The following is a 19757-nucleotide window of genomic DNA, read 5'->3' as shown; positions in this document are numbered from 1 at the left end:
CAGCAAAATTACCAATTAAATTAAAATTACCGGAGACAGATATGGTAAATGAAGACGAAATAAAAAAGGAATTTCAACTGGAGCGGGTTATCCTTTTTAGTGATGCCGTATTCGCTATCATCATCACCATTATGGTATTGGAGATAAAACTCCCCGAAGGTCTGCACCATGCAAACGCTCAACAAATAAACGATGCTTTTAAAGAGCTTGTACCTAAATTTTTAGGATACGCTTTTAGTTTTGCTTTAATCGGTAATTATTGGTACGGGCACTTACAGCTATTCAGTTTTCTGAAAGATTACAATCTTAACCTGATCATTCTGAATCTTCTCTTTCTCTTCTGTGTCTCCATGTTTCCATTTGCAGTAACTTTTGTAACCGCAGGCTTTGACATTATAAAGTATAGCTGGGGGCTATTTTCCTATATCGGCATTATATTCCTGGTGAATCTCTCGCAAACTTTGATTGGTTATTATCTCATTATAAATAAAACCTCATTATGCTTAAATACCGCTAGTATGGAAACCGTACTGAGATGGAAGGTACAACGTCTGAATTTTATTATTGTGCCGCTGGGTTTTATTTGTATGGCACTCATAATCTGGCTTAAATTAGATTCGCAAATATTACTGTACTTTGTGGGTGTGTATGGTATACTGGTAGCGGGGTTAAACAGGAAATACTATCCGGATCAAAACAACTCTGCCCCCATACTCTTCCGGCTCCTCAGATCCCGCAGAAAAACCGCGGCACAACCGGTTAAGAAGAAAAGCACAACAAAAAGAAAATCTTAGATCGACTGATTATTTACCCGCACTGGCGTCTGTAACGCTGGTATCAGCAATGATGGAACCTGCTCGTGAAAAGTATTTATACATAGAAGGGTCGCGCAGGCGAACAATGATCACGCCACGTCTGGAGCTGGCATGTACTACGTATCCATTTTGCAGATATACACCCACATGACTAAACTGCTTACCATCAAAATCAAAGAAAACAAGATCACCTTCTTTCAGATCCTCCTCGTATTTACGCTTGATCACGGTGATCTGCTTGCTGGTCATTCTCGGGATGGTAATACCATAAACCTGCTGTTCCAATAAAAAAGCAAGACCTGAACAATCAACCCCATTCTGATCCAAACCGCCAAATTTATAAGGAACCCCCATCCATTGGTCAATGAATGCATATAAACGGCCATTCTGGATATCGCTCCTATCCACTCCCATAATTTGCGAATACCTGTCGGCCATTTCGGTCTTTGGTTTCACAATTTCACCTGGTTGTCCTTTCATCGCCGCTTTACGCGAATGGCAGGAAGTTAGCACCAACGGCACAAAAAACACGGCAAACAGGTAAAGCAGGTGGCGATGTTTAGTCATGAAGTAAAATTATACTTAAACGATAGTTATTTAATATGGATATTTTTAACATATTAACAATGGGTAGATGTGCAGATATCTAAAACCGGGGCTGGGGGGCTAAATATTTCCCGAACCAATCGATATAGCGTTGTACCCTGTCAACCTGGTAACTGGGTATACTGATCATATGGTACTGCCCCGGATAAAGCACCAGCTGTGTTGGAATACCTTGTGACCTGAGTGCCTGATACATTTGCTCGCCACCTGCGGTTGGTACGTTAAAATCCTTTAAGCCCGACATAAATAACGTTGGCGTTTTGATCTTATCGGCATGAAAAAACGGATAGGAAAGTTTCATATACTTATCAGCGTTCTTCCACGGAACACCTAACTCATTATCATACTGAACCACCCACTGATCGCTGCCATAGATAGATAATTGCAACGCGCTACCGGCTCCGCTCGCCGCAGCTTTAAAACGGGGATCTGTAGCTATAGTATAATCTGTTAATATGCCTCCATAACTCCAACCGCCTATACCCAGTCGCTGCGGATCGGCAACACCGGTTTTCACCAATTCATCAACCGCGCCTAACAAATCTTTTACCTCTTTATTACCCCAATCGGCATAAATGGCTTTGGTAAATTCTAATCCACGGCCGGTACTACCCCGGTAGTTAACCGCAGCAACAGCATAGCCGGCACTTGCCAGTACCTGCCGGGTAGCATCAAATTCAAATTCATCCTGATCTGTTGGGCCGCCATGGATATATAAGATAAAAGGTAGTTTCTGAGTTACAAGACTATCCGGAGTATATAATATCCCCGATACCAGCGTACCATCGCTGCTAAACGACTGAAAACCTTTTACGTAGGCTAGTTTAACTTTACTCAGCCATTTATCCTGATGAAAGGTAAGCCGGCGGATTTTTCCATTTTCAATAGCCACCAATTCGTGTGGCATATACGGATTGCTCATCATTGCTATCCAGTTGCCCGGCGAATGGGCTATCAGGGTTTCAAAACTGCACTGCGTACCCTTATTAATTACGGTAGATTTACGAAGCAGCAAATTATACTGGGCCACGTACCTGATACGGTCATTACTTACCAGGTAAACAATGTTCTTCCCATCTTTACTCCAGGCATGGTTACTCACAGGCCTGTCTAGTTGATCGGTCAGTACCTTATTGTTTTTACCATCCGCATCCATGAGGCAAAGTACATCGTGCTGATAAATAAAGTAATCAGCATCGCTGGTTGACCGTAGGTAAGCGATATATTTACCATCCGGACTCCAAAGCGGCTTAATATCATGACCTGTAAAAGTGGTTAATTGCTGGGCTTCGGCTCCGCTTTTAGCTTCAATGGTAAAAATGTCCGAATTTTCGTTTTTGTCGGGATCATCAGTATGGTTACTTACAAAGGCGATGGTTTTACCATCCGGACTCCAAACCGGCGAATCATCATCCATATCTCCCATTGTTAAAGTATCCAGCTTTTTGGCATCCACATCGTAAACATACAAGTGTGAGTGCCGATGCTGCAGATAACCTTCAATATCCTGCTTAAAATGATACCGGTCAATTTTTATAGGGGCGACGGTTTTAGGTTCAGGTTTACCGCCATTTTCCGGATCTTTGATGATCAGCGCCAGTTTTTTACTGTTTGGGGCCCAGGCGTAATCCTGTAACTCCCCTTTTATATCGGTTAATTTATGCCCTTCGCCTCCCCTGCGATCCATCAACCAAACCTGTCCGCCATTTTTAGAATCTTTTTCAGATAGGAAAGATAAATATTTACCATCCGGGCTCCATTTTGGTGTTGAAGACGGCTCGTCATCAAAAGTAAGCTGGATGGACTGTTTACCGTCATAACTCTGCATCCAGATATGTGATATCCTTTTATCCTTAGCCGAATCAACCTCGGCCAAACTATAGGCTATCCACTTACCATCCGGCGAAAGCTGTGGATCGTCCAGTGTTGGAATATGATAAAAATCGGTTGGCTTAAACGGCCTTTTAACCGTTTGCGCCAAAGCACTGCTACAAATAAATACAGCTATAATTAATAATATATTTTTGTTCATGTGATCTATTCTTATGATTTCATCATCGCACTACAAGAGAACCGGCGTTGATGAAGTTAGCTATCGGATTATAAAAACAGTTCGGGTTTATTTTAAGTATTTATTATACCAATCTACATAGCGCTGTAGCCTATCCACCAGGTAACTTGGCTTGGTAAGGCCGTGAAACTGGTTGGGGTATAATATCAATTCTGTTGGTACCCCTTGCGATCGAAGCGCCTGATACATTTGCTCGCTCCCAACGGTGGGTACATTAAAATCGCGCAAGCCCGACATGAACATTACCGGTGTTTTTATTTTATCGGCATGGAAGAAGGGATAAGATAATTGTACCCATTTATCGGCGGTTTTCCAGGGTAGACCAATTTCATTCTCGTACTGTAATACATACTGATCGCTTCCATAAACAGATAGCTGCAAGGCACTGCCCGCACCACTGGCAGCCGCCTTAAAACGCGTATCTGATGCAATGGTATAATCGGTGAGGATACCACCATAACTCCAGCCACCAATACCTAAATGATCAGGATCAGCAACCCCCATTCTTTCCAGATGATCAATAGCACCTAATAAATCTTTTACTTCTTTATTACCCCAATCGGCATATATGGCTTTACAATAATCAAGTCCGCGGCCATTGCTACCACGGTAGTTTACTCCGGCTACAGCATATCCGGCTGCGGCAAGCATTTGTCGGGTAGCATCAAAGGTGTATTCATCCTGCCCCACCGGGCCACCGTGTATAAATAAAATGAACGGCCATTTTTTACCAGAAACGCTATCCGGCGTAAACAATATCCCTGATACCTGCGTACCATCAGCACTACGTGATTGAAAGCCAGACACATGAGCCAGCTTTACTGTATTTAGCCAATTCTGATGATGAAAGGTTAGGCGACGAAGCTTTTCGCCTTCCAAAGCAAATATCTCCGCAGGGGTATATGGATCACTTTTGGATACCACCCAGTTACCGGATAAGTTGGTATTAATATCGGTAATACCGAACATCCCCTTGCTTACAGTAGATGTTTTGCCATTGTTAATATTGATACTGGCCAGGTAACGCTGGCGATCGTCGGTTACTAAAAATGATATATTTTTATTGTCCCTTGCCCAGGTTTGTGCCGAAACCGGCCTGTCGAGCTGTGCCGTCAATACCCTGTTGTTGGAACCGACTGCATCCATAATACATAATACATTCTGATCATACATCATATAATCAGCATCACTGGTGCTGCGCAGATAAGAGATATAACGACCATCGGGGCTCCATTGTGGGTTGCTGTCGCGCCCTTTCCAGTCAGTTAACTGCAACATGGTAGAATTGGGGTGCGCATCAATAGTAAAAATATCCTTATTCTGATTTTTATCCGGATCAACAGTACGGTTGCTTACAAAGGCAATAGTCCTGCTATCCGGCGACCATACAGGGGAGTTTTCATCCTTGTCGCCTTTGGTAAGCGTATCCAGTTTTTTAGTATTTATATCAAACAGATACAAATGATCATGCAACTGCTGCAGATACCCTTCTACATCTTGTTTAAAGTGATAGCGGTCAATCACAATAGGTTTGGGTGTTTTCGGTTCTTCCTTGCCCTTGTTTTCAGGATCGCCAATAACCAGCGCTAATTTTTTACTATCAGGCGACCAGGCATATTCACTCAGGTTGCCTTTTACGTCAGTCAGCTTAAAACCCTCACCTCCCCGACGGTCTATCAGCCAGATCTGCGAGCCATTTTTGGAATCACGCGAAGAAAGAAACGCCAGGTATTTGCCATCTGGGCTCCACCTGGGTGTAGAAGCAGCTTCATCGCCATGCGTCAACTCTATCGACTCTTTACCATCCCAGCTTTGCATCCAGAGATGCGATACGCGTTTATCCTTAGCTGTATCAACCGTTGATACGCTATAAGCCACCCACTTACCATCCGGGGCAAGCTGCGGATCGCTCACTGCGGGTATCCGGTAAAGATCAATGGGCTTAAGCAGCTTTTTTTCCTGGGCTGATGCGAAACAGGAAAACGATAAGGCAACAAGCAAAGGTAAAGCTCTTTTCATGCAGTATAAGGTAAATAGTGATGTAATTTAGCAATTATGCTGCAAACTTTGTCTGAACCATGATTCGTACAATCAAAGGATTTACACGATTTTGACTAAGCCTAATTTGTCTGAACCGGAATTTATCGAATTTTTGAATTAACAGAATTTGAATACATATAGAATAAACGGTAAAAAATTCCAGCAATTCAAAAATTCAACAAATTCGAGTTCAGACAACCTTATATCACTCCAGCCTTTTCCAACTCCACCTGCATTTGTTGTTGCATGCGTTGTGCTTCGGCGCGGGCAGCATCGGCAAAGTCTTTTCCATTGCTGGCATAGATAATAGAGCGCGATGCATTCACAATAAGGCCGCAGTCTTTGGTGATACCATACCGGCACACCTCTTCCAAACTTCCACCCTGTGCACCAACACCGGGAACCAATAAAAAGTTATCCGGGGCGTATTTACGGATGTTGGTAAATTCGGTGCTTTTGGTGGCACCTACCACATACATGATCCTGTCGGCACCAGCCCAGGTATTGGCCTTTTGTATCACAGTTTCGTACAAATACCCATTGTCTGTTTGCAGGTATTGAAAGTCTTTACTGCCTACTGAGGAGGTAAGGGCCAGTAAAATAATCCACTTATCCTCATAAGCCAGGTACGGGGTCACGCTGTCGTTACCCATATAAGGGGTAATAGTAATGGCGTCAAAGCTCATACCCGATGCTTTTTCGTCAAAAAAAGCCTGCGCATATTTATCAGAAGTATTACCTATATCGCCTCTTTTGGCATCTATTATATTTAAGGTATCAGTAGGTAAATATTTCCAGGTATCAATAAGACTTTGCAAACCTTTTATCCCATAGGCCTCATAAAATGCAGCGTTGGGTTTATAGGATATACAAAGATCTTTAGTGGCATCAATGATCCTTTTATTAAATTCGAGTATCGGATCGGGGTAATCTTTTAAAAATTCGGGGATTTTATTAATATCAGTATCTAAACCAACACATAAAAATGATTTTTTCTGTTTGATCTGTTCAATTAGCCTGGCGCGTGAAATCATTAATGCTTAAATATTTTGAATGTCAAAAAAACTAAAAAATTAGCTTATATGCGATCAATTATGAGATATTTATTTAATTAATTTGAAATTATAAATTATTTGATTACAATTGCAGCGTTTTCCTTTGAATTTTTCTTGCACTAAAGAAACAATTTAAAACCCCACGTTATTTATTACAATAATATTTACCTGGATTTGGATGTTTACTTATACAAAGTTTCAAGATCAATTTCTTTTAATAATTCTTCATGTTTAACCACCAAAATTCACATGGGGCTTTATTACCGTCAAGAAAACAAATTACAACATTAAAAATCCCATTGAACTATAATTCATATCATGTCTGATAAAATAGAATTGAACGACAAACTCGTTTCTGAGTTGCGCGAAATTGCAAAAAATTTAGGTATTGCCGAGGCCGACGAACTCAGAAAGCCGCAGCTAATATCCCGCATCATTGAACAACAACAGCTTATTGAGGCTGCCCGCGCCCAACAAAACATTGTTGAGTCAAACTATACTCCTACCAACGCCCCGGTGGCCGAAGCAGGAGACAAAGCACGCAAAAGAACCCGTGTATTAAAACCCAAAACACAACCACGCGTTGAAGTACCTTTAGATGATACCAACCTGTTTGATATACAGGACGAAGAACCAACTGAAGAAACCGAAAACGAAATACCTGCGGTAGCAGTTACCGATGAAACCCCTGCGGTTCAACAAGGTGAAACTGCCGTAAGAAGCGAAGAACCAGCAACCGAGGGTCGTCCGCAAAAATTTGACAGGCGCGCCAATGCCAATGGTAATGGCAATCAAACCCAGCAAAAAAACCAGGAACCTGCCATTAACCTTGATTTTGATAATGTAATTGTTAATGAAGGTGTGCTGGAGATTATGCCCGATGGTTATGGCTTTTTACGCTCTTCAGATTATAACTACCTTACCTCGCCCGACGATATTTATGTATCGCAATCACAAATAAAATTGTTTGGTCTTAAAACCGGTGATACCGTTCGTGGTAGCATCCGTCCGCCAAAAGAGGGCGAAAAATATTTTCCGCTGGTACGTGTAGAAGCTATTAATGGTCGTATCCCGGCCGAAGTGCGTGACCGTGTACCATTTGATCACCTTACACCGCTTTTCCCATCAGAAAAACTGAGCCTGTTTACCGATCCGGGTAATTATTCAACCCGTATCATGGACCTGTTTTCACCAATTGGTAAAGGTCAGCGTGGTTTAATTGTGGCCCAGCCCAAAACAGGTAAAACCATGTTGTTAAAAGACGTGGCCAATGCTATAGCCAAAAATCACCCGGAAGTTTACCTGATCATATTACTGATTGATGAGCGCCCGGAAGAGGTTACCGATATGGCCCGCAGCGTACGTGCCGAAGTAGTATCATCAACCTTTGATGAGCCTGCAGAGCGTCACGTAAAAATTGCCAACATCGTTTTGGAAAAAGCAAAACGCATGGTAGAGTGCGGTCATGATGTAGTAATCCTGCTGGATTCTATCACCCGTTTGGCCCGTGCTTATAACACCGTTGCTCCGGCATCCGGTAAAATATTATCAGGTGGTGTTGATGCTAACGCCTTGCACAAACCAAAACGCTTTTTTGGTGCCGCCCGTAACATTGAGGATGGCGGTTCATTAACCATTATTGCTACAGCCCTTACCGAAACCGGATCCAAAATGGATGAGGTTATTTTTGAAGAGTTTAAAGGTACAGGTAACATGGAGTTACAACTGGATCGTAAACTTTCCAACAAACGTATATTCCCTGCTATTGATATCACTGCATCAAGTACCCGTCGCGACGATTTACTGCTTGACCGCGAAACCCTGCAACGCATCTGGATACTACGTAACCACCTTGCCGATATGAATTCGCAAGAATCAATGGAGTTTTTACAAGCCCAGATAAAAGGCACAAAAACCAACGAAGAATTTTTGATTTCAATGAATTCGTAATATTTTAGTATTTATGAAGTTATTGATAAAATGAGTATCGAGTAGCTAGTATCAAGTATCAAGACCTTTTCGTAAACAGCGAAAATGATCTTCAAAAAATCTTGATACTTGATACTAACTACTTGATACCTGGTTATCGTTAAATAAATTTTTATCTGTAACTTCATAAATACTTAATAAAATCCTGATAACTTCATGGCCTGATAAATGAAGAAGCGCGTTAAGAAACATCTACCCAATGCCATTACCTGTGCCAACCTGTTTAGCGGCTGTATAGGAATAGTATTTGCTTTTCAGGACAACTTGATCATAGCTGCCTACGCCATCTTTCTTTCATCCATATTTGACTTTTTCGACGGATTAGCCTCCAGAGTACTCAATTCATATTCTTTTATAGGTAAAGATCTGGATTCGCTTGCAGATATGGTTAGTTTCGGCGTGTTGCCCTCGGTCATCATTTACGAGCTGTTTTTAAAATCACATCAGATTGACAATATCGGTCACTTCTTAAATTTTGTGGCCTTCCTCATCCCGGTATTTTCAGCTTTAAGACTGGCCAAGTTTAACAATGATACCCGCCAGTCTGATAGTTTTATCGGCTTGCCTACACCCGCCAATGCTATTCTTATCGCATCATTACCTTTAATTATGCAGCAATATGAGGGCTTAGATACCTATATCTTAAACCCCTATGTACTCACTGGTTTAGTAGTGGTGATGTGTGTGCTGCTGGTATCAGAAATACCGCTGATGTCCCTTAAATTCAAGAATCGCGACTTTAATAAAAACATTTTCCGCTATTTACTGCTCTTGTTTTCGGCAATACTGATTCTATTTTTTAAATTTGTGGCAGTTCCGGTGGTGATATTTATATACATCACTTTATCTTTAATTCAATTAAAATTCACAAATGACAAAGTTCCAGGCTGAAATAGACGTAATGCCCAAAAAAGAAATACTTGATCCTCAAGGAAAAGCAGTAACCGGAAGCATGAAAAACCTTGGTTTAGCCGAAATACAAAACGTTCGCATTGGCAAACACATTACGCTTGAAATAGAAGCCGACAGCGCCGAAACCGCACACGCTAAAGTAGATCAGGCCTGCAAAAATCTATTAGCTAACCTCATCATGGAAAGCTATACTTTTACTGTACAAGCAGTATAATTATTAGGTTAAAGCTGAAAGGTAAAAGGCTAAAGGTTTTTTGATCTGCACTAGGCCGACTAACTAACTTTTTATTTTGAATTCGATATCTTTAAAATAGACCTTTTACCCTTCACCTTTATCTTTTTAGCTTGCTATTAAGCATTCAAATAACCTTTTGCCCTTCACCCTTTACCTTTCGCCTCCCTTCAAAGCTCCCCTTCTTTCTCGGCTTTTATTTGTTGGAGGGTAATCAGGTTTGCGTTTACCAATGTTTTTACCTGGTTAAATTTCTTCATAATCTCTTCAACATCCGCTACCCCATCCTTGCAGGCTATTTCCACTTCTTGTATAATTTCCTGGCTTATGGGCATGCCAAAAAATCCCAGATTGGGTTTTAATTTATGCGCGGCTTGTCCGGCTGCGGCCCAGTTTTTACTGGCAAGGGCACTGTCAATATCGCCAAGCAATTCTGGGGTTTGCTGCAGAAACATAGCTATCGATTCCACAATAAATTCCGTACTGCCATCGGCAATTTCGTATAAAAAAGAAAGATCAAGATCCTGATCCGGTGAAATATCGGCCATATTCATTAAAAGTTGATTCTGTTGATTAAGTGAGTGGTTGATTAATTAAATTAGTTATACCAGGTTTGACTAACTATTCACTCCATCAACCATTCACTTATCAACCACTCAACTAATTTATACTTTTTTTACAATCAAGTTGTCTGTAAGTTCATTTTTAAGCTGCAAAATATTCTTATGTAGCACTGGATGAACAAAAGCAGCTGCTATTTCGGCCAAAGGCTCCAACGTAAACCTTCGTTTATGGAGCTCGGGGTGGGGAACTTTCAAGTCTGGTTCCTCAATAAATTCATCGCCGTAAAACAAAATATCAATGTCAATAGTGCGCGAACCCCACTTTTCTTTACGCTCACGCCCCAGCAAAATTTCTATGGCCAGTATTTTCTCCAATAATACCCTTGCCGGTAACAAGGTATGCAGGTGTACTACCTGGTTCAGGTAATCGGGAGCATCGGTTTTTCCCCATGATTGAGTTTCAAATACCGATGATAGCTGTACAACAGGGGCAATATCAGCTTCAATATAGTCAATTGCCTGTTTCAGAAACAATTTCCTATCGCCAAGGTTACTGCCTAAAAGCAAAAAAATGTCATTCATGTTGTAACAAATATTATAGAAACGGCTCTTACCATTATCGGTACCTAATTACTAAGTTTGCATAGATAAAAAGATTTATAACATTAATGAAACAATTCTTCAAATTCGTTCTGGCCACCATTGTTGGTGTAGTTTTAATCACCGTTGTTTTGGTTTTAGTTGTGATAGGGATAATTTCGGCCAGTGGCGATAAAACAATTGAAGTTGAGCCCAATTCAGTATTGCACATAGCTTTTACAAATCCTATTACCGAACGCACACCCAATAATCCACTGGCTGGCTTAGGAATTTTAGGATTGGATAAAGATAAATCAACCGGGCTAAATGATATACTGGCCAACATAAAAAAGGCAAAAACCGATAATAACATCAAAGGCATATATCTGGATGAGAGCTACATGGTATCAGGCCAGGCTACTACCGAAGAGATCCGCAATGCCTTAATCGATTTTAAAAAATCAGGGAAGTTCATCGTAGCATATTCAGAAATATATACCCAGGGATTTTATTACCTGGCATCAGTTGCCGATAAAGTTTATATGAACCCTAAAGGCATCTTTGAGCTTAAGGGTTTTAATTCACAGGTTACTTTTTTAAAGGGAGCGCTTGATAAATTAGGTATCGAAGTGCAGATCATTAAAGTGGGTACTTTCAAAAGCGCTGTTGAACCCTTGTTTCTTACCAAAATGAGCGATGCCAACCGTTTACAGGTTACCTCCTACCTGGGGTCGTTATATGATCATTTTTTAACAGGTATCAGTAAAAGCCGGGGTATCAACAAAGATTCTTTATTTAATTATGCCAATGATGGCCGGGTACAACAACCCGAAGATGCTGTTAAGTTAAAGCTGATTGACGGCTTAAAATATAAAGATGAAATACTGGATGATTTAAAAACACGCACAGGAACCCCAAGTAAAAACGACCTGAACAGTGTTGAACTTGCCGATTATACCAAGAGCAATGCTGATGGTGATAACAAAGATGATTCATCGTCAAAAAATCGTATAGCCGTTGTTTATGCCTCGGGCGAAATTTCTGGTGGTGAAGGCGATGACAATACCATCGGATCAGAAAGAATATCAAAAGCCCTGCGTAAAGTAAGGCTCGATAATAAAGTAAAAGCGGTGGTACTTCGTGTAAACTCTCCCGGCGGAAGTTCGCTGGCTTCAGACGTGATCTGGCGTGAGGTTATGCTAACCAAAAAAGTAAAACCTATCATCGTTTCGATGGGCGATTTAGCGGCATCCGGAGGCTATTATATTTCATGTGCTGCCGATTCTATCATCGCTCAACCCAATACCATCACCGGTTCAATAGGTATTTTTGCCATTTTGCCTAACATGCAAAAGCTTTTTAACGATAAACTGGGCGTTACCTTTGATGGCGTAAAAACCGGGAAATATGCTGATCTGGGTGATATTAGTCGCCCATTAACTCCCGAAGAAAAACTAATACTTCAAAATAACGTAAACCGGGGCTATGACGACTTTACCAAAGCCGTTGCCGAGGGTCGCCACAAAACCCAGGCCTACATTAACAGCATTGGCCAAGGCCGTGTTTGGACAGGCGAACAAGCTTTAAAAAACGGACTGGTTGACCGCCTGGGCAATATTAACGATGCCATAGCCTCTGCCGCTAAAAAGGCCAATATTAAAAACTACAACCTGGTAGCCTATCCCGAGCAAAAAAGCTTCTTTAACCAACTCAGCGGTGATGTAACCGCAGAGGCGCGCTGCCGGATATTACAATCGGAACTGGGTGATAATTACAAAGTTTACGAGCAAATTAAAAGCGTTACCCAAATGATGCGAACCCCACAAGCCCGCATGCCTTACAGTATAGAAATTAAATAAAGTTTTCAGTTTATATTTTGATTAAAGCTGCTTGTATGGGCAGCTTTTTTTATTCTTAGGTGTAATAGGTGTCCTCCTTAATATTTCGTATTTTTAAATACACGACAGCTCGGTTTTCTTTTTTGAGAAAACCGGGCTGTTTTGCTAAGTGGAAAAAAGAGATAAAAACAGACTGCTTTTAAATTAATTATCAATATTTCAATACTTTTTAAACCTTTCAAAACCCATCAAAAATTTGTTAAAAAGTGTTAAAATGGCGTTAAAACTTTGTTAAAATGACCAAAAGTGATGCTTTTTTACCCTGTTTTTGAACAGAAAAGTGTTAAAATTTATGGTTTAAAAAGTTTGAAACATTGATTACTGGCTCATTTGGTCATTGGCACTTACACAAGATCGGTGTTGAATAAATTACTAATTAACCCCTGAACTAATGAGCCAATGAACCCTAAAAAACAAATGGCTTTTTGTATTTTTACTACCTCAATATTATTATGGAAAACAAACCCGTAGCCCGCACGCTTCGTTTACTATCGCAACTCATGGAACTGCATGAGGGTAATCCATTTAAAATAAAATCGGTAGCCAATGCCGCCTTTAAAGTTGATAAGCTGCCTTTCCCTATTGCCGGTAAAACACTGGAGCAACTGGAAAAAGTAGATGGTATAGGCAAAAGCATTGCATCCAAGATCATTGAACTGTTTGAAACCGGCACTATTGCCGAAATGCAGGAATTACTGGATAATACGCCTGCAGGGGTGGTTGAAATGATGGGCATTAAGGGTATAGGCCCAAAAAAAGTGGCCATTATCTGGAAAGAATTAGGCATTGAAAATACCGGCGAACTCTATTATGCCTGTAATGAAAATCGCCTGATAGAAGCAAAGGGCTTTGGTTTTAAAACCCAGGAAGAAATACGTAAAGCCATCGAATTCAGGATGGCCAGTAACGGCAAATTCCTGTTTGCCCAGGTAGAACAGGAAGCCAATGAGTTAATGGATGAGATAAAAGCCATTTTTCCAGATGCGCTGAAACATTTTGCGGGCGAATTTCGCCGGTTAAATGAAATCATTACCGAAATCGTGATTGTTATTGGTAGTATAAACCACGAGATAGCCTATAATGCCCTGCTTGGTTCAAAAATCCTGAATAATGTTTCCTTGAATGAAAACCACATAGCGGGCGAACTGCAAAATGGCCTATTAGTTGATATTATCTGTGTTGACAAAGCTGATTATTTTAAAGAATTATTCATCAATACAGGTACCGATGATCATGTTCAGGCCGTGTTAGAGCGCATTAACGTACCGCTGGAACAACCCGAATCTGAAGAGATTATTTATACCAAAGCCGGTTTAGCCTGGATACAGCCCGAACTGCGTGAGGGTAGTATCTTTATTGAAAAAGCCGAGAAAAATGAGTTGCCTACACTGATCATTACACATGATTTGAAAGGCAGCCTGCACAATCACAGTACCTGGAGCGACGGGGTAAATACTGTGGAGGAGATGGCATTGTATTGCCGCGACAACTTAAAACTGGAATACCTGGGCATGTGCGACCATAGCAAAAGCGCGTTTTATGCCAAAGGATTGAGTATTGAGCAAGTTTTACAACAGCAAGAAGAGATTGACCATTTGAATAAAAAGCTTGATGGCTTCCATATATTTAAAGGTATTGAGTCGGACATTTTGTATGATGGCTCGCTTGACTATCCGGACGAAATACTTCAAAAATTTGATTTTATAGTAGCATCCGTTCACTCCATACTCAAAATGGACGAGGAAAAAGCCACCTCAAGATTGATAACGGCTATTGAAAATCCATATACCACTATATTGGGTCACCCTACCGGCCGCTTATTATTAAGCCGTGGTGGATATCCTATCAACTATAAAAAAGTGATCGATGCCTGTGCGGCCAACAATGTGGTGATCGAAATTAATGCCAATCCACTAAGGCTCGACCTCGACTGGCGCTGGCACCAATATGCTTTGGAAAAAGGTGTCTGGCTGTCCATCAACCCCGATGCTCACCGTGTGGAGGGTTTCTTAGATATGCGCTTCGGTGTTTTAGCTGCACGCAAAGGTGGTTTGTATAAAGAAATGTGCCTCAACGCTCTATCATTACCAGAGATCACCAAGGTATTTGAAAAGAAGAGAGCGACAGTAAAATAGAGCTAGGAAAGTGAGCGGGGAAAGTCAAAAAATCAAAAATTCACTGCTCACCATTCACTAATTCACTAACTCACTAATTCAAAATTAAATGAAGATACTGGTGATCCGCTTTAGTTCTATGGGGGATATTATTTATACCACACCGGTTGTGCGTTGTCTCAAAAAGCAAATTCCTGGCGCTGAAATTCATTTTTTAACCAAACCTGCTTTCCAGTACATTTATGATAACAACCCGTATTTGGATAAATTACTGTTATTAAAGCCTGCATTATCAGCAACTATCGATGAAATAAAAGCCGAAGGATATGATTATATCATAGATCTTCACAATAATCTGCGTACCGCCATTATCAAATTGCGCACAGGTATCCGGTCATCAACTTATAAAAAACAGCCTGTAAAAAAATGGCTCAGCCTTAAATTCAGGTTAAAACTAATCCCTCCCACTCACCTGGTGAATCGATATCTTAAAGCGGTTAAATTTTTAGGCGTGATTAATGACGGACAACCTATTGATTACTATATTAAGGCTGATCATCAGTTAAACAAACTGTTACCGGAATCGCATCAGACCGGATACGTGGCTTTTGTAATCGGCGCCACACACTTTACCAAACGTATGCCCAATGATAAGATCATCAATATTTGCCGGCAACTAAATAACCCTGTGGTATTATTGGGAGGTAATGATGTAAAAGCTAATGGTGACATCATAGCCGGCGAAATCGGCACAAAAGTTTATAATGCCTGCGGCATTACCTCACTTGATGAATCAGTTTTCCTGGTATCTGAAGCTAAAAGTATCATCGGTTTTGATACGGGACTTACGCATATTGCCGAAGCATTTAACAGGCCCATCGTATCTGTTTGGGGAGGCACAGAACCCGATCTTTTGGGAGTACAACCTTATATGGTTAAAGATGTACTGGTTGCCGGCATTGAATTATCCTGCCGTCCATGCTCCAAATTCGGGTTAGAAAAATGCCCCTTAGGACACTTTAAGTGCATGAATGATATGCCCGAAGATGACATTGTTCAGTTCACAAACAAGTAAATTATTCTTAAAAACTTAATAAAAGTTAAGACTGTTACACTTATATTGTAATCAGTTGACATCCTAAACACACACTACCAATCTATGAAGAAGCTAATTTTAATTCGCCATGCCAAGGCAACTCATGAAAGCGGTTATGCCGATTTTGACCGTCCCTTAAAACAATCCGGGATGCAGGATGCGTTAATGATGGCCGACGTTTTAAAAGATCGGGCTATTGTTCCGGAAATAGTAGTAACAAGCCCTGCTTTACGTACGCTGACTACGGCTCAAATATTTACAGAGCACCTGCAATTGCCACCCTCACAAACCAATATGAAAATATATGAGGCCAGCGAAAATACTCTGGTAAACGTGATCAACAACCTGCCTAATGAGTATGGATATATTGGCCTGGTTGGTCATAATCCGGGTATAAGTCAGCTACTACATTACCTCACGGGTCAGCTGCGTGATGTACCCACCTGCGCCATGGCATTGATTAGTTTTGATAATGATGATTGGCGTTCTATCAGTAATGAAGATGGGCATTTATCCTTTTATGATTCACCAAAGGGATAGTTGTTGTACATGATATGTTTTAAGTTGTATGTAATTTCATCAACTAACTATTAGTGAAATATCTAACGTACAACTTGGTGGTATGTCAACCACAAATTAACGTATGTCTTGAATCGGGTTGACTCAGTTAACAAAAAGTGGGTTTACATGGTTTACACTTTTCATGGCTAAAACACACTTAACAAATTGATAAAAAACTATTTAAATTTTATTTCTTTAAAAAAGTGTAAACCATGTTTTCGGTATAAATATTATTGACCAGCCATCAATTCCTAAATGACACGGCACTAGCTCACTTTATAAGTTTTCCCCGGTAATGACTGAATATAACCCTGCATTTCCATATTGAGCAGATTCATCGCCAGCATGCTCATAGGCATATTAGCTTTTATAGTTAAATCATCAATAGCTAAAGGCGATGGGTGCTGTTGTAAAATATCAAATATCAAACGTTCATCTTTCGAAAGGTCAATAGGCAAAATAAACTGATCAACCGGCTTAGCCTTATCAGCTTTTTCCCAACCCAAACTAAAGGCCAGATCGGCAACACAAGTCAATAAGCCTGCTTTATTATTACGTATCAGGAAGTTACATCCTTCAGAATATTTATCATCCAAACGACCGGGGAAAGCAAATACATCACGGTTATAGGAATTAGCAATTTCGGCAGTGATCAGTGCCCCTCCTTTTATACCGGCTTCCACCACCACAGTAGCATCGGCAATGCCGGCTACGATACGGTTACGCTGAGGAAAATTCTCCCGATCGGGTATCGTTCCCGATGGATATTCACTCAGCAAACCACCGTTTTCCAGCATTTTATCGGCCGTGGCCCTATTTTGACTGGGATACAACCTATCGAGCCCATGTCCTAATACACCAACTGTGGGTATATTGTGCTTCAGACATTCTTTGTGGGCAGCTACATCAATACCTAAAGCTAAGCCGCTTACTATTAAAATATTATACTGTTGCAATTCTTCAATCAACTGTTTACATAATAACCGACCATAATCGGTAGCGTTGCGGGTACCAACAATACTGATCACATGCTTCGGGTTCAGATCCATATTGCCCCTTGCATACAATAGTATAGGTGAGTCACCGCAATTCTTTAACCGTTTCGGGTACCTGCTATCTGTGTAAAATATGGGGTCTATATGATGTTTTTCAATATATAACAACTCCTTTTCGGCTTTTCTAAGGGCATCATCAAAGTCCCATTGAGCCACTTTTTTATCACCGATGCCGGGTATCCTGGTCATTTTTACCGTGGAAGATCTGAATACCTCTTCCTCAGAACCCAAATAAGCAATCAATGATTTAGCCGATACAGGACCTAAGTTTTTAACAAACGATAACGCAACTCTATGTAGTAATGACATATTAATAAGGGTGCAAATTTCAGCTCTCAGATATGCAGATAATTGTTAGAAACCTGCCAATTTATTCACATCTAAAAATATAAAAATTCCTAAAAATATTAGCACAAATAAAAAAACTATAAAAATAGTTTGCAAACTATATAAATAGTTTATACCTTTATTTAACCCAACTATAAAAATAGTTTACCATGAACTTAAAAGAATTAACCAAGGCCGAAGAGCAAATAATGCAAATACTTTGGCAACTTAAAGAGGCTATTGTAAAAGATATTATTGAACAAATGCCCGATCCAAAACCGGCTTATAACACAGTATCGACCGTGGTGCGAGTGTTGGAAGGTAAGGGTTTTATTGACCATAAGGCATATGGTAATTCGCATGTTTACTACCCGCTCATTACTGACGATCAGTACAAAAAGTTCACATTTGATAAGATGATGAAAAACTATTTCAGCAATTCTTATCAAAGCCTGGTATCGTTTATTGTTGATGAAAAAAAGCTAGGCGTAAAAGAATTAGATGAATTAACCTCCTTAATTGATCAGCTTAAAACCAAAAAATCATGAACTGGCTGCATTATCTGCTCGAAGCAAACATCTATCTTGCTGTGTTTTATGCCGGATATTGCCTGTTTTTAAATAGGGAGACCTATTATACACTAAACAGGATTTACCTTTTACTCAGTTGCCTTATATCCTTTCTGTTACCACTTGTACAGGTGGGAATTTTAAAACCAACCGTGCATGAAACAATAAACGCAGGATATCTTACATCGCCCACAAACCAAGATATCAGTATACAATATATCCTCTTTTATACTTACTTGTTAGGAAGCACGATATTGCTTGGCCTATTGTTATTTAAGGTGTTCAAATTGGTAAAAATCACCCAAACTACCAGCAAAACGACTGACAATAGATACAAAATTGTAGTGCTTGAAGACTCTAATACGGCATTCTCTTTCTTCAATTACCTATTTATCGGCTCAAAAACAGCGGGCACCAATACCATTATCCGGCACGAAATGGTACACATTCGCCAAAAACACACTTTAGATGTGCTATTCCTGGAGTTTATCAAGATCATTAACTGGTTTAATCCTATTGTTTACCTGCTGCAAAACAGCCTTAAAACTGTGCATGAATACATCGCCGATGAGCAAACCGCCGCCTTTGAAAGCGACATCCTGGCCTATTCTTCGTTTTTGGTAAACAATGCGTACGGCCTTAGTGGCTCATCGATTGCACCTTCGTTTTTCAATTATAACTTACTAAAAAAGAGGATAATTATGTTAAATCAAAAACGCTCAGGGAATTTAGCCAGGCTAAAATACCTTGTAGCTGTACCCATTTGTGCCGGCGCCCTTTGTGCCTCCACGCTGGGTTTCAGTAAAACTTATGCACTGGTTGATCTGGTGCCGCAACACCTAGACACTATTATTAAGGCAAAACGCGGGAAGGTTCCGCCACCGCCGCCAACCCCTCCTGCAAAAAAATCCCAGATAACCGTTGTGAAATTTCCACCGCCAAAGGTAAAGGTAACAAAGCCTCAGCCTCCTCCGCCACCCCCGCCTGTACCACCAACCAAAAAAAATAAGGCAGCTGCTATAAAATTTATGCCACCTAAAATTGTAAAAGATCCTCCAGCACCTTCAAAACCGGTGGAAGAAATACAAATAGATGAGTCGCCAGTTGTTTCAAAAGCCCCTCCAAAAGTAGTCAAAGATGTTAAGGATAGACCGGCTAAAATCGGGGTGACAATTAGGACAAAATCTGACACATTGAATAATCATAAATAAAACGCCCTTTTCAATCCACCAAGTGGTAAAAGAGGCCGTTTTTAAAACTGCTGAACGGCTAAAA

The 19757-nt window shown here is 40.5% G+C and carries 17 protein-coding genes; 10 read left to right on the top strand and 7 right to left on the bottom strand.

All coding sequences use genetic code 11. The annotated features are described in order from the left end of the window. Nucleotides 1-41: 41 nt before the first annotated feature. A complete protein-coding gene (locus tag G7092_RS25370) occupies nt 42-794 on the top strand; it encodes a TMEM175 family protein (protein WP_166093985.1) in 753 nt (250 codons plus the stop codon). A gap of 9 nt (nt 795-803) precedes the next feature. Here the strand turns inward: G7092_RS25370 and G7092_RS25365 are convergent, their stop codons facing one another. From G7092_RS25365 to pyrF, 4 genes are all read right to left on the bottom strand, one after another. Continuing rightward, on the bottom strand, nt 804-1382 hold the full coding sequence (locus G7092_RS25365; RefSeq protein WP_166093983.1) for a C40 family peptidase: 579 nt from the start codon (nt 1380-1382) through the stop codon (nt 804-806). 79 nt (nt 1383-1461) lie between these two features. After that, a complete protein-coding gene (locus G7092_RS25360) occupies nt 1462-3453 on the bottom strand; it encodes an alpha/beta hydrolase family protein (protein ID WP_166093981.1) in 1992 nt (663 codons plus the stop codon). A gap of 87 nt (nt 3454-3540) precedes the next feature. Next, the gene (locus G7092_RS25355) at nt 3541-5511 is read right to left on the bottom strand and encodes an alpha/beta hydrolase family protein (protein WP_166093979.1); all 1971 of its coding nucleotides are present in this window, start codon (nt 5509-5511) and stop codon (nt 3541-3543) included. Between the two features lie 221 nt (nt 5512-5732). Further along, on the bottom strand, nt 5733-6563 hold the full coding sequence (pyrF, locus tag G7092_RS25350) for an orotidine-5'-phosphate decarboxylase (RefSeq protein WP_166094558.1): 831 nt from the start codon (nt 6561-6563) through the stop codon (nt 5733-5735). Nucleotides 6564-6905: 342 nt separating this feature from the next. Here pyrF and rho point away from each other — a divergent pair, with 342 nt between their 5' ends. The 3 genes from rho (at nt 6906) to purS (ending at nt 9702) form a co-directional block, all read left to right on the top strand. Then, nucleotides 6906-8537 (top strand): transcription termination factor Rho, encoded by a 1632-nt coding sequence (gene rho / locus G7092_RS25345; RefSeq protein WP_166093976.1) that lies wholly within the window; start codon nt 6906-6908, stop codon nt 8535-8537. 207 nt (nt 8538-8744) lie between these two features. Then, nucleotides 8745-9467: a CDP-diacylglycerol--serine O-phosphatidyltransferase gene (gene pssA, locus G7092_RS25340; RefSeq protein WP_166093974.1), complete on the top strand. Its 723-nt coding sequence runs from the start codon at nt 8745-8747 to the stop codon at nt 9465-9467. After that, nucleotides 9448-9702: a phosphoribosylformylglycinamidine synthase subunit PurS gene (gene purS, locus G7092_RS25335; protein ID WP_166093972.1), complete on the top strand. Its 255-nt coding sequence runs from the start codon at nt 9448-9450 to the stop codon at nt 9700-9702. Before pssA ends, purS begins: the two co-directional genes overlap by 20 nt. Nucleotides 9703-9890: 188 nt before the next feature. Here purS and G7092_RS25330 read toward each other — a convergent pair whose 3' ends face one another. Together G7092_RS25330 and folK are read right to left on the bottom strand one after the other, a co-directional pair. After that, nucleotides 9891-10268 carry an Hpt domain-containing protein gene (locus tag G7092_RS25330; RefSeq protein ID WP_166093969.1) on the bottom strand — a complete coding sequence of 126 codons (378 nt, stop codon included), beginning with the start codon at nt 10266-10268 and terminating at the stop codon, nt 9891-9893. A 117-nt stretch (nt 10269-10385) separates the two neighbouring features. Further along, nucleotides 10386-10865 (bottom strand): 2-amino-4-hydroxy-6-hydroxymethyldihydropteridine diphosphokinase, encoded by a 480-nt coding sequence (folK, locus tag G7092_RS25325; RefSeq protein ID WP_166093966.1) that lies wholly within the window; start codon nt 10863-10865, stop codon nt 10386-10388. Nucleotides 10866-10951: 86 nt separating this feature from the next. Between folK and sppA the strand changes: the two genes are divergently transcribed. The 4 genes from sppA (at nt 10952) to G7092_RS25305 (ending at nt 16510) form a co-directional block, all read left to right on the top strand. Next, nucleotides 10952-12721 (top strand): signal peptide peptidase SppA, encoded by a 1770-nt coding sequence (gene sppA, locus G7092_RS25320; protein ID WP_166093964.1) that lies wholly within the window; start codon nt 10952-10954, stop codon nt 12719-12721. Nucleotides 12722-13212: 491 nt separating this feature from the next. Continuing rightward, the gene (locus tag G7092_RS25315) at nt 13213-14895 is read left to right on the top strand and encodes a DNA polymerase/3'-5' exonuclease PolX (RefSeq protein WP_166093961.1); all 1683 of its coding nucleotides are present in this window, start codon (nt 13213-13215) and stop codon (nt 14893-14895) included. Nucleotides 14896-14983: 88 nt separating this feature from the next. Continuing rightward, nucleotides 14984-15949: a glycosyltransferase family 9 protein gene (locus G7092_RS25310; protein WP_202985417.1), complete on the top strand. Its 966-nt coding sequence runs from the start codon at nt 14984-14986 to the stop codon at nt 15947-15949. Between the two features lie 84 nt (nt 15950-16033). Then, a complete protein-coding gene (locus tag G7092_RS25305; RefSeq protein ID WP_166093959.1) occupies nt 16034-16510 on the top strand; it encodes a SixA phosphatase family protein in 477 nt (158 codons plus the stop codon). Nucleotides 16511-16797: 287 nt separating this feature from the next. Here the strand turns inward: G7092_RS25305 and dprA are convergent, their stop codons facing one another. Continuing rightward, the gene (dprA, locus tag G7092_RS25300; protein ID WP_166093957.1) at nt 16798-17895 is read right to left on the bottom strand and encodes a DNA-processing protein DprA; all 1098 of its coding nucleotides are present in this window, start codon (nt 17893-17895) and stop codon (nt 16798-16800) included. Nucleotides 17896-18083: 188 nt separating this feature from the next. Between dprA and G7092_RS25295 the strand changes: the two genes are divergently transcribed. Beyond that, nucleotides 18084-18461: a BlaI/MecI/CopY family transcriptional regulator gene (locus G7092_RS25295; RefSeq protein WP_166093955.1), complete on the top strand. Its 378-nt coding sequence runs from the start codon at nt 18084-18086 to the stop codon at nt 18459-18461. Continuing rightward, nucleotides 18458-19693 (top strand): M56 family metallopeptidase, encoded by a 1236-nt coding sequence (locus G7092_RS25290; RefSeq protein WP_166093953.1) that lies wholly within the window; start codon nt 18458-18460, stop codon nt 19691-19693. The genes G7092_RS25295 and G7092_RS25290 overlap by 4 nt, the downstream gene beginning before the upstream one ends. The last annotated feature ends 64 nt before the right edge of the window (nt 19694-19757 follow it).

The sequence above is a fragment of the Mucilaginibacter inviolabilis genome, from assembly GCF_011089895.1.
GTDB lineage: Bacteria > Bacteroidota > Bacteroidia > Sphingobacteriales > Sphingobacteriaceae > Mucilaginibacter > Mucilaginibacter inviolabilis.
Note: the sequence above shows the minus strand (reverse complement) of the source record. Positions and strands in the feature narration are given on the sequence as shown.

What these genes read in the sequence shown, in the direction of transcription:
- G7092_RS25360 (WP_166093981.1), bottom strand. Translation starts at nt 3,453, where the DNA reads ATGAACAAAAATATATTATTAATTATAGCTGTATTTATTTGTAGCAGT.
- purS (WP_166093972.1), top strand. Translation starts at nt 9,448, where the DNA reads ATGACAAAGTTCCAGGCTGAAATAGACGTAATGCCCAAAAAAGAAATA.
- G7092_RS25365 (WP_166093983.1), bottom strand. Translation starts at nt 1,382, where the DNA reads ATGACTAAACATCGCCACCTGCTTTACCTGTTTGCCGTGTTTTTTGTG.
- sppA (WP_166093964.1), top strand. Translation starts at nt 10,952, where the DNA reads ATGAAACAATTCTTCAAATTCGTTCTGGCCACCATTGTTGGTGTAGTT.
- folK (WP_166093966.1), bottom strand. Translation starts at nt 10,865, where the DNA reads ATGAATGACATTTTTTTGCTTTTAGGCAGTAACCTTGGCGATAGGAAA.
- G7092_RS25315 (WP_166093961.1), top strand. Translation starts at nt 13,213, where the DNA reads ATGGAAAACAAACCCGTAGCCCGCACGCTTCGTTTACTATCGCAACTC.
- rho (WP_166093976.1), top strand. Translation starts at nt 6,906, where the DNA reads ATGTCTGATAAAATAGAATTGAACGACAAACTCGTTTCTGAGTTGCGC.
- G7092_RS25370 (WP_166093985.1), top strand. Translation starts at nt 42, where the DNA reads ATGGTAAATGAAGACGAAATAAAAAAGGAATTTCAACTGGAGCGGGTT.
- G7092_RS25310 (WP_202985417.1), top strand. Translation starts at nt 14,984, where the DNA reads ATGAAGATACTGGTGATCCGCTTTAGTTCTATGGGGGATATTATTTAT.
- G7092_RS25305 (WP_166093959.1), top strand. Translation starts at nt 16,034, where the DNA reads ATGAAGAAGCTAATTTTAATTCGCCATGCCAAGGCAACTCATGAAAGC.
- G7092_RS25355 (WP_166093979.1), bottom strand. Translation starts at nt 5,511, where the DNA reads ATGAAAAGAGCTTTACCTTTGCTTGTTGCCTTATCGTTTTCCTGTTTC.
- pssA (WP_166093974.1), top strand. Translation starts at nt 8,745, where the DNA reads ATGAAGAAGCGCGTTAAGAAACATCTACCCAATGCCATTACCTGTGCC.
- G7092_RS25290 (WP_166093953.1), top strand. Translation starts at nt 18,458, where the DNA reads ATGAACTGGCTGCATTATCTGCTCGAAGCAAACATCTATCTTGCTGTG.
- G7092_RS25295 (WP_166093955.1), top strand. Translation starts at nt 18,084, where the DNA reads ATGAACTTAAAAGAATTAACCAAGGCCGAAGAGCAAATAATGCAAATA.
- G7092_RS25330 (WP_166093969.1), bottom strand. Translation starts at nt 10,268, where the DNA reads ATGGCCGATATTTCACCGGATCAGGATCTTGATCTTTCTTTTTTATAC.
- dprA (WP_166093957.1), bottom strand. Translation starts at nt 17,895, where the DNA reads ATGTCATTACTACATAGAGTTGCGTTATCGTTTGTTAAAAACTTAGGT.